This is a genomic window from Stenotrophomonas sp. Nf1, from assembly GCF_003028475.1.
Classification (GTDB): Bacteria; Pseudomonadota; Gammaproteobacteria; order Xanthomonadales; family Xanthomonadaceae; genus Stenotrophomonas.
In genome coordinates, this window is record NZ_PYTV01000003.1 from 454,885 (window position 1) to 468,135 (window position 13,251).

The 13,251-nt window shown below is 68.7% G+C and carries 11 protein-coding genes and 1 riboswitch; of the genes, 6 read left to right on the plus strand and 5 right to left on the minus strand.

All coding sequences use genetic code 11. From position 1 onward, the window contains the following. Positions 1 to 38: 38 nt before the first annotated feature. Positions 39 to 3,581, minus strand: a complete 3,543-nt coding sequence (locus tag C9412_RS08625) for an ATP-binding protein (RefSeq protein WP_107231232.1) — start codon at positions 3,579 to 3,581, stop codon at positions 39 to 41. 165 nt (positions 3,582 to 3,746) lie between these two features. On the opposite strand from C9412_RS08625, the gene C9412_RS08630 reads away from it, so the two are divergent. The 3 genes from C9412_RS08630 to C9412_RS08640 are packed head-to-tail and all read left to right on the plus strand — an operon-like array spanning position 3,747 to position 5,536. Then, a complete protein-coding gene (locus C9412_RS08630; protein WP_107231233.1) occupies positions 3,747 to 4,391 on the plus strand; it encodes a YceI family protein in 645 nt (214 codons plus the stop codon). Further along, complete coding sequence (locus C9412_RS08635) at positions 4,388 to 4,960, plus strand: cytochrome b (protein WP_005410672.1); 573 nt, start codon at positions 4,388 to 4,390, stop codon at positions 4,958 to 4,960. Before C9412_RS08630 ends, C9412_RS08635 begins: the two co-directional genes overlap by 4 nt. 3 nt (positions 4,961 to 4,963) lie before the next feature. Next, positions 4,964 to 5,536: a YceI family protein gene (locus C9412_RS08640; protein WP_057498365.1), complete on the plus strand. Its 573-nt coding sequence runs from the start codon at positions 4,964 to 4,966 to the stop codon at positions 5,534 to 5,536. Positions 5,537 to 5,654: 118 nt separating this feature from the next. Here C9412_RS08640 and C9412_RS08645 read toward each other — a convergent pair whose 3' ends face one another. Further along, the gene (locus tag C9412_RS08645; RefSeq protein WP_107231271.1) at positions 5,655 to 5,885 is read right to left on the minus strand and encodes a glutaredoxin family protein; all 231 of its coding nucleotides are present in this window, start codon (positions 5,883 to 5,885) and stop codon (positions 5,655 to 5,657) included. Between the two features lie 99 nt (positions 5,886 to 5,984). Here C9412_RS08645 and C9412_RS08650 point away from each other — a divergent pair, with 99 nt between their 5' ends. Then, positions 5,985 to 7,367, plus strand: coding sequence for an L-serine ammonia-lyase (locus C9412_RS08650; protein ID WP_107231234.1), 1,383 nt, complete (start codon positions 5,985 to 5,987; stop codon positions 7,365 to 7,367). A gap of 190 nt (positions 7,368 to 7,557) precedes the next feature. Then, a complete protein-coding gene (locus tag C9412_RS08655) occupies positions 7,558 to 8,553 on the plus strand; it encodes an alpha/beta hydrolase (protein WP_107231235.1) in 996 nt (331 codons plus the stop codon). A gap of 107 nt (positions 8,554 to 8,660) precedes the next feature. On the opposite strand, the gene C9412_RS08660 is transcribed toward C9412_RS08655, so the two are convergent. Genes C9412_RS08660 through C9412_RS08670 form a run of 3 tightly spaced genes read right to left on the minus strand, consistent with a single transcriptional unit; the run spans position 8,661 to position 11,988 of the window. Then, entirely contained in the window at positions 8,661 to 9,728 is a 1,068-nt protein-coding gene (locus C9412_RS08660; protein ID WP_107231236.1) for a homoserine dehydrogenase, read from the minus strand. Beyond that, a complete protein-coding gene (locus C9412_RS08665) occupies positions 9,725 to 10,960 on the minus strand; it encodes an O-succinylhomoserine (thiol)-lyase (RefSeq protein ID WP_107231237.1) in 1,236 nt (411 codons plus the stop codon). The genes C9412_RS08660 and C9412_RS08665 overlap by 4 nt, the downstream gene beginning before the upstream one ends. After that, on the minus strand, positions 10,957 to 11,988 hold the full coding sequence (locus tag C9412_RS08670; protein WP_107231238.1) for a homoserine O-succinyltransferase: 1,032 nt from the start codon (positions 11,986 to 11,988) through the stop codon (positions 10,957 to 10,959). The genes C9412_RS08665 and C9412_RS08670 overlap by 4 nt, the downstream gene beginning before the upstream one ends. Positions 11,989 to 12,065: 77 nt before the next feature. Continuing rightward, a riboswitch (SAM riboswitch) is annotated at positions 12,066 to 12,184 on the minus strand. A gap of 149 nt (positions 12,185 to 12,333) precedes the next feature. On the opposite strand from C9412_RS08670, the gene C9412_RS08675 reads away from it, so the two are divergent. Next, a complete protein-coding gene (locus C9412_RS08675) occupies positions 12,334 to 13,224 on the plus strand; it encodes a M23 family metallopeptidase (protein ID WP_107231239.1) in 891 nt (296 codons plus the stop codon). The last annotated feature ends 27 nt before the right edge of the window (positions 13,225 to 13,251 follow it).

Here is a 13,251-nt window from a genome sequence, read left to right on the forward strand (position 1 = left end):
ACCGAAAGTCGCACCCTTCACGCTGGGCAACGCCGCAGTCACGCCATGGCTTGTCGTTTTGCGCGCGCCTGGGCAATCGCAGCCACCAGCAGGTCACCGGTCACCGGCTTGCGCAGGAAGCCGTCGAATCCAGCGGCCAGCACCTGGGTCTCGGCGTAGGCATCGGAGCGTGCGGTCACCGCCACCAGCGGCAGCTCGTAGCCCATCGTGCGCAGCTGGCGGGCGATGGCGGTGCCATCCAGCGCCGGCAGGTCGAGGTCGAGCAGGCCGACATCGAAGCGATGGGTGGCAATCTCGGACAATGCGCCCAGGCCGTGCAGCACATGGACCACGTCGTGTCCGCGTCCACGCAGCAGGCCAGCAATGACCTCGGCAACGGTCGCATCATCCTCCACCAGCAGGATGCGCAGCGGTGGCAGCTCCGGCGACGCCGCCGGCTCACCGCTGGCACGCGCCGCCTGCCGGGTCCACGGCAGCGGCAACTGCACGCGGAACCGGGCCCCCTTGCCGGGCTGGCTGTCCACCTCGATGTGCCCGCCCATCGCCACCGCCAGCTCCTGGCAGATCGCCAGGCCCAGCCCACTGCCGCCATAGCGCGATGCCGTGCGCGGCCCCTCGGCCTGTTCGAATCGATGGAACAGGCGCTGCTGCTGCTCGGCATTGATGCCCGGGCCGCTGTCATGCACCTCGAAACACACACCGCCTCGTTCTTCCAGGTGCACCGACAGGCCCACGTGCCCGCGCTCGGTGAACTTGATGGCGTTGCCCAGCAGGTTCAGCAGGATCTGGCGGACACGCATTTCATCGCCGCTGACGCTGATCGGGCCCAGCGGATCCTCGCCGCGCTGGAAGGCCAGCTGGCGCTGCTGTGCCATCGGCTGCATCAGGCCCTGCACCTGGTCGAGCAGCTCCTTCAGATCGAACGGGTGCAGGTCCAGTTCCAGCCGGCCGGCCTCGATGCGGGCCAGGTCCAGTGCATCGTTGACCAGCCGCAGCAGGTGGCTGCCGGCCTGCTGGATCGAACCAGCATAGCTGCGCTGCATCGGGTCCAGCGGCGTGGCCAGCAGCAGCTCGCTCATGCCCAGCACGCCGGTCATCGGCGTGCGCACCTCGTGGCCGAGCGTGGCCAGGAAGCGGCTCTTGGCCTGCGAGGCCTGCTCGGCCAGCTGCTGCTTGTGCACGGTCAGCTGCCATTGCTGGCGCCGGCGCAGCCGCGCACGGATCGCCCAGGCCAGCGTCAGCAGCAACAGCGACCCCAGCAGCACGTAGCCGAAGATGGCCATGCCGCTGCGCCACCACGGCGGCAGCACCTTCACCTGCAGCCGCTGCGAAGCGGTCCACGCCCCGTTGGAGGACGCCGCCTGGACTTCGATGACGTAGTGGCCGGTCGGCAGCCGCGACAGCGTGCGCTGGCCGTCGCCGCCCTGTTCCACCCAGTCCTGGTCGTAGCCCTGCACGCGGAAACGGTAACGGTTGCCCTGCGGGCTGGCGTAGGACAACAGCCGCGCGTCGATCTGCAGGTCACGGTCATCCGGCCCCAACAGCAGCGTGCCGGTGACCGGCAACGGTTGCCAGCCACGCGCATCGTCGCGGCGCACGCGCACTTCGGCGATCACCAGCGAGGAAGGCGGCCGCGCACTGTCAGCAGCATTCACGTCAAAGGCCACCAGCCCGGTCTGGGTCACCGCCAGCACACGGCCATCGGCGTTCACTGCCGGTGGCCGCCCGGTGAATTCGGCGTCTGACAGGCCATCGCGCTCGTTGAACTGCTGCAGGCGGCGTGCCTTGGGATCCCAGCGCAGCAGGCCGCGCGGCGTCGTGGCCCACAGCTGGCCGTTGTCGGCCAGGGCCAGCCCGCCCATGCTGACCGGTGGCACGCCCGCAGCCCCGTCGATGCGCTGGATCAGCCGCAGGCTCATGCCATCCCACTGGTAGCGCTCGAAGGCGCCCTGGCGCGCCAGCCACATCTGCTGCGGATCGATCCACACCAGGTCATAGATCGGCCCGCGCGAAACGCCCGGCACCGCCTCGAAGCGTCCAGCCTGCGCGCGCCAGATCCCCATCTCTCCCATGATCCAGGGGCGGCCGTGGTCATCGAAACGGATCTGTTCGATGGGCGCATCGGCGCTGCCCTGGAACTGCTGCAACGGATAGCTGTGCAGCAGCCGCCCCTCGGCGCTGCGCTGCTGCAGGTCCAGGCCCATCACCGATACCCAGACCGTGCCATCCGGCGCCTGCCGCATCAGGTCGATGCGCTGGCGCAGGTCGGCACTGCCATCGATGCGCCAATCCTGCAGTGCACCGCTGGCCGGGTCGTACACGGTGATGCGTCCACCGCGTCCCAGCCAGAGGCGCCCGTCCGGGCGCGGCAGCACCGACCACACCACACCGCTGCCGAGCTGGCGGTCGCTGGCAAGCAGGCGCAGGGTGCCCTGCGCATCGAGCCGGTAAACGCCACGGGCCGAGCCGACGTAGTAGTTCTGCCCGTCGCTGGCCGCGCTCAGCAGGTACTGGCTGTCCAGCGGCTTGCCATCGAGCTGGTTCCAGATCGAGAAGCGCCGCCAGTCCGGCGGCAGGTAGGCCAGGCCCTGGGTGAGCAGTGCCACCCACAACCCGCCCTCGTGGTCCTGCAGCAGATCCAGCACGCCGCTGTGTGCGGTCAGGAAGCCGCTGCCACGGTCACCCTCGAGCCGGCGTAGCATGGCCGCATCCCCGCGCAGCAGCCCATCGGAGGTGCCGGCCCAGTAGCCGCCCTGGCGATCGGCCAGCACCAGCGCCGAACGCAGCTGGGCACTGTCGGCCCAGCGCGGGCGACTGACCCGGTCCTGAGCGTCGATGCGGTACAGGCCATCGTTCTGGCTGCCCACCCAGATCGAACCGTCGGCATCGCGACTGAGCCGGAGCACGCTCAGCGTGCCCAGTTCGCGTGCGCCCACCGGCTCGAAGCCGGTCCCGTTCCAACGCGCCACCCCGGCTTCGGTGCCCACCCACAGCCGGCCCTGTGCATCGACCAGGCTGGTGAAGATGCTGTTGCTGGGCAGCCCGCCGGGATGCGCCGGATCATGGGTGTACAGGCGTACGCTGCCATCTTCGCCGAGGCGGCACACACCATGGTTGTTGGTGCCGATCCACAAGGCGTCTTCGGCGTAGGCCAGCGCCCAGAACTGTCCCTCGCAGAGGGAGTTGACCGTGTCGAAGGTCCTGAAGCGCGCACGATCGGCATCCAGCCGGGCCACGCCCTTGCCGTTCATGCCCACCCACACCCGGTCCAGCGGATCGATCAGCAGCGTCTCGATCTCATTGCCGGGCAACGAACCCGGCTGGTCCGGATCGTGCTCCCAGACCCGCAGGCTGTTGCCGTCGTAGCGGGCAAGGCCGCCGTCGGTGGCCGCCCAGATGTGTCCCTGGCGATCCTCGGCCAGGGCCACCACCATGCGCGAGGGCAATCCTTCGGCGGCCCCGAAGCGGCGCAGGCGTGGTGTTTCAGCCATGTCCGGGGTCGCCGCGGCGGCGGTGATCGCGCCCAGCAGCAGTCCCAACCCCGCAATGCCACGGCACCACTGCCGCCAGCGACTCTTCATCCTGAACCCCCTGTCCTGGGCCGATTGTCACACAGGGCCGGGTTCATGGCTGCAACAGCCTGTTTCCAGCGGCGGCGCCACCACGAACTGTTGCAGTCATGCACGCAACGTTGGCAGGGGGCTGTGCGTATGATCGCAACGTCCCCTTCCCGGAGCCCGCCATCGATGCGTCCCTGCCTGGCCCTGCTGCCGATGCTGCTCGCCACCGCCCCCGCCTGGGCGGCCGCTGACACCTATCGGCTCGATCCGGTGCACACGCGGGTGCTGTTCTCGATCGACCACGCCGGCTACTCGCAGGCCATGGGAACGGTCTCCGGCAGCGAGGGCCGCCTGCAGTTCGATCCCGACAACTGGCGCGATGCCACGCTGGACGTCGAGGTGCCGGTGTCGCGGTTGGACCTTGGTGACGCCAAGTGGAACCAGGCCACCCTGGCCCGCAGCCTGCTCGACGGCGAACGTTTCCCGAACGCGCGCTTCGTCTCCAGCCGGGTCGAACCGATCGATCCCAAGCGCGCCCACGTGATCGGCACGCTGACCCTGCGCGGGGTCAGCCAGGAGGTCACCCTGGAGGTGACCCTCAACGCCCTCAAGCGCTACCCGCTACCGCCGTTCCGGCGTACCGCCGGCTTTTCCGCCACCACCACGCTGAGCCGGCGCGCGTTCGGCATCACCGCCTGGCCGGGCGTGATCGGTGATGCGGTGCAGGTACGTATCGAGGCTGAAGCCACCCTCGACCGCAGCGACACGCCGGGAACTCCCGCCGTCGTCCCGCACTCCGACCCCAAGACGGCCCCCAAGGACCCTTCATGACCGCCAAGAACACCCCCGCCGCCTGGGGGAGTGTCAGCCAGATCCTGCACTGGTTGATCGCCCTGCTGATTCTCGCCCTGGGCGTGGTCGGCCTGACCATGGGCGAACTGCCCAAGACCCCGAAATACTTCTGGGTCTACACCGCGCACAAGTCGATCGGCATCACCGTGCTGGCGCTGGTGCTGTTCCGTCTCGGCTGGCGCCTGTATGCCGGTGCGCCGAAGCCGGTGCCGGGCGTGCCCAGCTGGCAGGAGCGCATCGCCAGCGCCACCCACGTGCTGCTGTATGTCCTGATGTTCGCCATCCCGCTGTCAGGCTGGCTGTACGACTCGGCCAGCGGCCTGCGCCCGTTCCGCTGGTTCGGCCTGGTCGACGTGCCCAAGCTGAGCGGCCCCGACCCGCAGGTGGTCGCGGTGTCCCATGCCATCCACGAATACGGCTTCTGGCTGTTGATCGCGGTGGTGCTGGCCCACGCCGGCGCTGCCTTCTACCACCACCTGTTCCAGCGCGATGCGACCTTGTCCCGCATGTTGCCGCGCGGCTGGCTTGCCTCCCCTCAGAAGGACTGACCGATGAACCTGAAACTGACCACTCCGGCCGCCGTGGCCGCCGCCCTGGCCGGCATGCTGGCCACTGCCCCGGCGCTTGCCGCCGACTACGCACAGGCGCCCGGTGCCGGTTCGATCCTGGTGTTTGCCAGCAAGTACGACGGCGAAGTGTTCACCGGCAGCTTCCCCGGCTTTGCCACCAAGCTCAGCTTCGACCCGGCCAATCCGGCCGCCGGTTCGCTGGACGTGGTGATCCCGCTGGCCGGCGCAAAGAGCGGCAACAGCGACCGTGACTCGACCCTGCAGGGCGCCGACTTCTTCAACGTCGGCAAATTCGCCACCGCGCGCTACACCGCCAAGGGCTTCCGCGCCGTCGGCAATGATCAGTTCGCCGCCGATGGCACGCTGGAACTGCGTGGCGTCAGCAAGCCGGTCACCCTCACCTTCACCTGGAAGCCGGGTGCGCAGCCGGTGCTGACCGGCAAGGCCACGGTCAAGCGCCTGGACTTCGCGGTGGGTGCCGGTGACTGGGCCGACACCAAGACCATCCCCGACGAAACCGCGATCAGCACGATCGTGAAGTTCGACGCGAAATAAGACGCTTCCGGTAGTGCCGGCCGCTGGCCGGCATCACCGGGCATCGCAACGCATCTGGTAGTGCCGGCCGCTGGCCGGCATCACCGGGTATGGCGGGGTTGCCGGACAGCGGCCGGCACTACCGATCGACGGCCAGCCAGGCCTGCACTGTGACCGCATCGAACGGCCAGTCCAGCTCGCGATCGCCCGCCTCGTCGCGCAGCACCGGCACGCGGGCGCCATACCGTGCTTCCAGCGCCGGCTGGTCATCCAGGAACACCGATTCGAACTCCGGCGCCCGCGCCTTGGCCAGCTCGGCCAGGGCCAGGTCGCACAGGTGGCAGTCGTCACGCTGGATCAGGATCAACACCGGTTCGGCTCCCATGGCGGAAATGCTGCGCCGCAGCCATCGAATGGCCCGGCAAGCCGTTAGAATAGCGGCTTGTCCGGTACCCGCAGTTTGGCATCCATGGCTGTCAGCACGTTCGACGTTTTCAAGATCGGCATTGGTCCGAGTTCCTCGCACACCGTCGGGCCGATGAAGGCCGCCGAGCGATTCATCCACCGCTGGCTGCTGGATCCGGGCCGCCTGCACGAGGTCGCCCGCATCCGCGCCGATGTCTACGGCTCGCTGGCGCTGACCGGCCGCGGCCATGGCACCGACAAGGCGATCCTGCTCGGCCTGGAAGGCCAGCGCCCGAACCTGATCGATCCGGACATCATTCCGGCCACGCTGGAGCGCATCCGCAGCAGCAAGCGCATCCAGCTGATGGGCCAGCACGAGATCGCCTTCGACGAGAAGCGCGACCTGGGCATGAACAAGCGCCAGAAGCTGCCGTACCACACCAACGGCATGCGCTTCACCGCGTACAACGCCGAGGACGAAGTGATCGCCACCCGCGATTACTACTCCATCGGTGGCGGCTTCGTGGTCAACCAGGACGACGCGGCCGATGACCGCATCGTGCCCGACGAAACCCCGCTGCCCTACCCGTTCAAGAGCGGCGACGAGCTGCTGGCGCAGACCGCGCGCAGCGGCCTGAGCATCGCCCAGCTGATGTTCGAGAACGAGAAGTGCTGGCGCAGCGAAGACGAGATCCGCGCCAACCTGCGCGAGATCTGGAGCGCCATGCAGTCGTGCGTGGCACGCGGCATCCGCGAGGAAGGCGTGCTGCCGGGTGGCCTGAAGGTGGGCCGTCGTGCGCCGGCGCTGTACCGCGAGCTGTCGTCGAAGCCGGAAGCGGCGATGCGCGATCCACTGACCACGCTGGACTGGGTGAACCTGTACGCACTGGCGGTGAACGAGGAAAACGCAGCCGGTGGCCGTGTGGTCACCGCGCCGACCAACGGCGCGGCCGGCGTGCTGCCGGCGGTGCTGCACTACTTCGATCGTTTCTGCCCGGGTGCGAACGAACAGCGCGTGTTCGATTTCCTGCTGACCTCGGCGGCAATCGGCATCCTGTACAAGGAAAACGCCTCGATCTCCGGCGCCGAAGTGGGCTGCCAGGGCGAAGTGGGCGTGGCCTGCTCGATGGCCGCCGGCGGCCTGGTCGCGGCACTGGGTGGCAACCCGAGCCAGATCGAGAACGCCGCGGAAATCGGCATGGAACACAACCTCGGCCTGACCTGCGACCCGATCGGTGGCCTGGTGCAGATTCCGTGCATCGAGCGCAACGCGATGGGCGCGGTGAAGGCGATCAACGCCTCGCGCATGGCGATGCGCGGCGACGGCAAGCACAAGGTGTCGCTGGACAAGGTGATCAAGACCATGCGCGATACCGGCCGCGACATGCAGGACAAATACAAGGAAACCAGCCGCGGTGGGCTGGCGGTGAACGTCATCGAGTGTTGAGGGCGGCCGGCCCCGGCGCGATGGCGTCGGGCCGCCGGTAGAGTCGACTGTTAGTCGACTATCGCGCGCAGCGCTGGATTTTCGCGGTCTGTGGGAAGAGCAGTCGACTAACAGTCGACTCTACCCAGTCGCACGACGCTATCATCGGTTTGCGGTTAGGCTCGAGGCTCCCCTGCCCCCGGATTGCCCCATGCGCGTGATCGCTGCTGCCCTGCTTGCCTGCCTTCCGCTGCCTGCCCTGGCCGCGCCCAGCTACGGTCCGCGGCTGGAAGGCTTCGACTACGGCTATCCAGTAAAGACCTTCGCGCTGGAATCGCAGCGGCAGCCGCTGGAGATGGCCTATCTGGACCTCGCGCCGAAGCAGGCGCCGATCGGTGTGGTGGTGCTGCTGCACGGCAAGAACTTCTGCGCAGCGACGTGGAAGGAATCGATCACGCCGTTGCTGGCCGCTGGCTACCGGGTGATCGCACCGGACCAGGTCGGCTTCTGCAAGTCGAGCAAGCCCGAGCGTTACCAGTACTCGTTCGCGCAGCTGGCCGCCAACACCCATGCGCTGCTGCAACAGCTGCAACTGGGGGAGACCCCGGTGCATCTGGTCGGCCACTCGATGGGCGGCATGCTGGCGCTGCGTTACGCACTGATGTACCCGCAGGACCTGCGCAGTCTGTCGCTGGTCAATCCGATCGGGCTGGAAGACTGGAAGGCGCTGGGCGTACCGTGGCGCAGCGTGGATGCCTGGTATGCCGGCGAGCTGAAAACCAGCTATGACAGCATCCGCCGTTACCAGCTGGACGTGTACTACGACGGCACGTGGAAGCCCGCCTACGAACCGTGGGCGCGGATGCAGTCGGGCATGTACGAAGGCCCAGGCAAGCAGGCCGTTGCGTGGAGCCAGGCGCTGGCCTCGGACATGGTGTTCAACCAGCCGGTGGTGTACGAGCTGAAGAACGTGCGGGTACCGACCACGCTGTTCATCGGCCAGAAGGACCGCACCGCGATCGGCCGCGATCTGGCAGCGCCAGACCTGAAGGTGACGCTGGGCAACTATCCGGCACTGGGCAGGGCGGCGGCGGCGGCGATTCCCGGCGCGACGCTGGTCGAGTTCGCCGAGCTGGGCCATTCGCCGCAGGTGCAGGATCCGAAGCAGTTCAATGCGGCGTTGCTGAAGGCATTGAAGGCGCATTGAACGGCAGCCCTCCCCTGTAGAGCCGAGCCCACGCTCGGCTCATCCGGCAGGAGGGGATTTTGCCAGCAGCAGCCGAGCGTAGGCTCGGCTCTACAGAAGCGTTGGGATCAGCCCACGATCCGCAGCACGTCGTCCAGCAGTGCGGCGGCGGTGACTTCCGCGCCCGCGCCCGGGCCCTGGATCAACAACGGCTGGCGCTGATAGCGGTCGCTGTGGATGGCCACGCGATTGTCAGTGCCTGCGCCCTGCGCCAACGGGTGATCGGCGGGCAGTTCGCGCAGGCCTACCTGCGCACCTTCGCCATCGACGCGACCGACAAAGCGCAGCACACAACCGTTGTCGCGCGCCTGCCGCCAACGCGCCTGCAGCGGCGCATCCAACTGCTCCAACGCTGCGACGGCTGCTTCCAGCGGTAGCGCCGTCAATGCGTCGGGCACCAGTGAATCCACCTGCACCTGCGCAGCATCCAGCGCCAGCCCGCTGCTGCGAGCGAGGATCAGCAGCTTGCGACGCACGTCTTCGCCGGAAAGGTCCAGGCGCGGATCGGGCTCGGTGTAGCCGGCGGCCAGCGCCTCGCGCACCGCCGCCGAGAATGGCGACTGGCCATCGTAGCGATGGAACAGCCAGGCCAGCGAGCCGGACAGCACACCTTCGATGGCGTGGATGTGATCGCCGCCGGCCACCAGCGCGCGCAGGCTGCTCAACAACGGCAGGCCCGCACCCACCGTGGCACTGTCGCCATAGCGCGCGCCACTGTCGGCGCAGCTTTCAGCAATCGCCTGCGCGCGTGCCAGCTGCGCACCCCGGCCCAGCTTGTTGGCCGTCACCACGTGCACGCCGCGCGCCAGCCACTGCGCGTGGCGGGCCGCGACGTCTTCGCTGGCCGTGGCATCGACCACCACGTCACCTCGTTCCAGGCCTTCGGCGCTGGACCAGGGCGGCGAACGCTGGCCGTCACGGGGCGCGCGCCGCGCAAGCTCCAGCGGCAGCGCCAGGTCGCGATCGATCGCCAGTGCGGTGCGCGAATTGGCCAGCCACTGCACATTGGGCAGTTCCAGCCCCCGTGCCTGCAACGCCTGGTAACGCTGCACGAAGGCCGAGCCCACGGTGCCAGTGCCGAGCAGCGCCAGGCGCCCCGCGCCCAGCGCGGGGATGTCAGCGGCCAGTGCGTTCATGCGTCCACCACCAGTTTGCGGCTCGCGGCCGCGTCGATCACCGCTTCGGCGCGCTGCAGCGCGGCGCCGAGATCGGCCAGCAGGTCACGCTCGGCCTCGATACCGACCGACAGCCGCAGCAGGCCCTCGCTGATGCCGGCGGCGGCGCGCGCTTCGGCGGTCATCGCGGCATGGGTCATGGTGGCCGGGTGCGCGATCAGGCTTTCCACGCCGCCCAGCGATTCGGCCAGGGTGAAGCAGCGCAGGCCGTCGACAAACGCACGCACGGCGGCATGCGGATCGTCACCTTCGCAGTCGGCCAGCTCGAACGACAGCATCGCGCCGAAGCCGCTCTGCTGGCGTGCGGCGATGGCGTGACCGGGGTGATCGGCCAGCCCGGGGTAATAGACGCGGCCCACCGCAGGATGCTGGTCCAGCAGGGCGACGATCGAAGCGGTGTTCTCCTGGTGCACGCGCAGGCGCGCATCCAGCGTGCGCAGGCCGCGCAGGGTCAGGAACGCATCGAACGGCGAACCAGTCAGGCCCAACGCGTTGCCCCACCACACCAGCTGCTCATGCAGCGCCGGATCACGTGCCACCACCGCACCACCGACCACGTCGCTGTGGCCATTGATGTACTTGGTGGTGGAATGCAGCACCAGATCGGCGCCGAAGGCCAGCGGCTGCTGCAGTGCCGGCGACAGGAAGGTGTTGTCGACCACAACGAGGGCACCGGCCTTGTGCGCGGCTTCGATCACGAAGCGCAGGTCGGTGATGCGCAGCAGCGGGTTGGACGGGGTTTCCACCAGCACCAGCTTCGGCTGGGTGGCCAGCGCCTGCGCCAGCGCGCGCGGATCGGTGAGGTCGGCGGTGACCAGTTCGAAGTGGCCCTTCTTTGCCAGCGCGTTGAACAGGCGCCAGCTGCCGCCGTACGCATCATGCGGCACCACCAGGGTATCGCCGGGCTGCAGCAGTGCGTTCAGCACCAGGTTGATCGCGCCCATGCCAGTGGCAGTGACCACACCGCCGACGCCGCCTTCCAGTTCGGCCAGTGCTTCACCCAGCAGGTCGCGGGTCGGATTGCCACTGCGCGTGTAGTCGTACTGGCGCTTGTTGCCGAAGCCTTCGAAACTGAAGTTCGACGACAGCACGATCGGCGGGGTCACGGCACCGTGGGCGGTATCGCGATCGATGCCGGCGCGGACCGCGGCGGTGGTGCGACTACAGGACGGCTCGTTGGCGTGCAGGCTCATGCGGACTCTCCAGAGGTGCGGAAGGCGGTGGCGAGGATCGCGTCGATGCGATCGGTTTCTTTGAGGAAGGCGTCGTGGCCGTAGGGCGAGCGCAGCACGCGCAGGCTGCCGCGTGGGCCCAGTCCTTCGACCAGGCCGACAAGATCGGCCAGCGGCACCAGGCGGTCGCCCTCCACCGCGACCACCACGGTCGGCGGCAGGATCGCGGCGGGGTCGACACGGTGCAGATCGATCGATTCGGACAAGCGCAGGTAGGCGGTCACCGGCGTGCGCGCGACGTACTGCGCGCCGGCGGCGTCGAGGTAGTCTTCGGCGGCCACGCGCACGCGCCCATTGATGACTTCCGGCGCAGCGTCGAAGCGCTCGCCGAATTCTTCCGGGGTGCGGTAGCTGAGCATGGCGAACTGCCGGGCCAGGGCCAGGCCGTGGTCCTCGCCACATTGCAGCTGGCCGAGGGCGACGGCGCGGCGCTGCAGTGCGCGCCAGGCCGCGGCATACGGATGCGGGCGATGCGCGCCGCTGGCCAGCACCAGCTGGCGGACGCGGGCGCGGTGACGGATCGCGAACTGCTGGCCAACCAGCGCGCCATACGAATAGCCGACGAACGCCTTCAGCGTGCGGATGCCGAGATGATCCAGCAGCAGGGCCAGTGCATCGGCCTGGTCGGCGGTATCGATCGGTACGTCCAGCGCCCCATCGGCACCGATGAAGTCGAACGCAAGTACGCGCAGCTGCTGCGGATCCAGCGTGCGGCCGTTGCCGACCAGATCTTCAGCCCAGCCCTTCTCGCTGAACTGCGGGTTGGAGGCCACATGGCGATGCGCGGAAATGCCACCGGCCAGCACCACCACCGGCGCGTTGGCCGGGCCCACCCACTCGTAGCGCAGGCGTACCGGGCTGGGGCCGGCATGACGCATCGACAGCACCGCGGCGAACTCGCCGCGCTCGGCATGCACGCGGCCTTCGACCGGCACGCTGACGGGGACAAAGGGTTCGGGGCGAACGGCGGTACTGGCAGCGAAGCTCATGGCGGGATCCAGTTGGGGAATCGGCCATCGAGCCTTCGCGGGGCTCGCGTTCGAGATGCACGTGCGGTGCATGGTTCGAACCATCTTTCGGTGGACGCCACGGTCCCCGCAGGATTTGGCACCTACGCAGATGCTTGCGCGTCTGCGGGCTGCCCCGGCTTCAAAGGGCCTGTCCCTCTGCCGGTCTCGATGGTGGAGCCACGATGCCAGCCCTTTGCAGCACTGTCAATCCCTTCATGCGGATAAAGCGATGAATATTCTCCCGACTCCACTCTGCGAGCGCCGTCGCGGTCGCTCCGTTCAGGATCGGGTACAGTCCCGGCGGTCCATTTTCCTGAATCGCCGATGCCACGCCTGCCCCTGACCTGCCTGCTCCTGCCGCTGCTGGCCAGTGCCTCCGCCGGGGCCAGCGACTGGCGCCAGGGTTGGGGGATGCTGCCGAAGCCGCCCACCCGCGCCAGCACCGGCGCGGGCGCCGCAAAGGAGGCCGTTCCGATGGCCCAGCTGCGCCTGCAGCCGATCGGCGAACAGTGGCAGGCGCGGATCGACAACGCACTGGCCGGGCCGCTGCAGATTGAGCTGCGCGCCGCGCCTGGCCGCGCTGTCGAAGGCCTGCCGGTGCAGTCACTGATCCAGGGCGACAGCAGCCTGGTGGTCGGTCACCTGCCTGCCCCCGCCAACGGCGACACGCTGGACCTGCGCCTGCAGTCGGTGCCCGGCAGCCCCCGCGCACAGGCCGAGGACGTGGCCTACCGGCTGCCCTTCGACACCGCGCGCCTGCGCGTGGACCAGGCACCGCAGGGCCGGTTCAGCCACGATGATGAGGAGAACCGCGATGCGGTCGACTTCGCGCTGCCCGAGGGCACGCGGGTGCTGGCCGCGCGCGAGGGCACGGTGATGCAGATCCAGGATGGCTACCAGGGCAACGGCCTGGACCGTGAACGCGATGGCGGCCGCGCCAACTTCATCCGTGTCCTGCACAGCGACGGCAGCATGGCCCTGTATGGCCATCTGCAGGCCGGAGGCATGCGCGTGCGCCGTGGCCAGGCGGTGCAGGCCGGGCAGCCGCTCGGCCTGTCCGGCAACAGCGGCTTCAGCAGTGCCCCGCATCTGCACTTCGTGGTGCAGGTCAACCGTGGCATGGGCCTGCGCTCGGTGCCGGTGCGCATCTTCGCCGAACAGGGCCAGCTGCAGTTCGCCCGCCAGGGCGAGGCCGAGGGCGGCACCGGGCGCTGAGCGGCCCCGGCCGGTATAATCGGGCGC

Coding starts and splice junctions, on each gene's coding strand:
- C9412_RS08630 (WP_107231233.1), top strand. CDS start 3,747: ATGCGTCCCTGCCTGGCCCTGCTGCCGATGCTGCTCGCCACCGCCCCC.
- C9412_RS08635 (WP_005410672.1), top strand. CDS start 4,388: ATGACCGCCAAGAACACCCCCGCCGCCTGGGGGAGTGTCAGCCAGATC.
- C9412_RS08665 (WP_107231237.1), bottom strand. CDS start 10,960: ATGAGCCTGCACGCCAACGAGCCGTCCTGTAGTCGCACCACCGCCGCG.
- C9412_RS08655 (WP_107231235.1), top strand. CDS start 7,558: ATGCGCGTGATCGCTGCTGCCCTGCTTGCCTGCCTTCCGCTGCCTGCC.
- C9412_RS08660 (WP_107231236.1), bottom strand. CDS start 9,728: ATGAACGCACTGGCCGCTGACATCCCCGCGCTGGGCGCGGGGCGCCTG.
- C9412_RS08670 (WP_107231238.1), bottom strand. CDS start 11,988: ATGAGCTTCGCTGCCAGTACCGCCGTTCGCCCCGAACCCTTTGTCCCC.
- C9412_RS08625 (WP_107231232.1), bottom strand. CDS start 3,581: ATGAAGAGTCGCTGGCGGCAGTGGTGCCGTGGCATTGCGGGGTTGGGA.
- C9412_RS08650 (WP_107231234.1), top strand. CDS start 5,985: ATGGCTGTCAGCACGTTCGACGTTTTCAAGATCGGCATTGGTCCGAGT.
- C9412_RS08675 (WP_107231239.1), top strand. CDS start 12,334: ATGCCACGCCTGCCCCTGACCTGCCTGCTCCTGCCGCTGCTGGCCAGT.
- C9412_RS08640 (WP_057498365.1), top strand. CDS start 4,964: ATGAACCTGAAACTGACCACTCCGGCCGCCGTGGCCGCCGCCCTGGCC.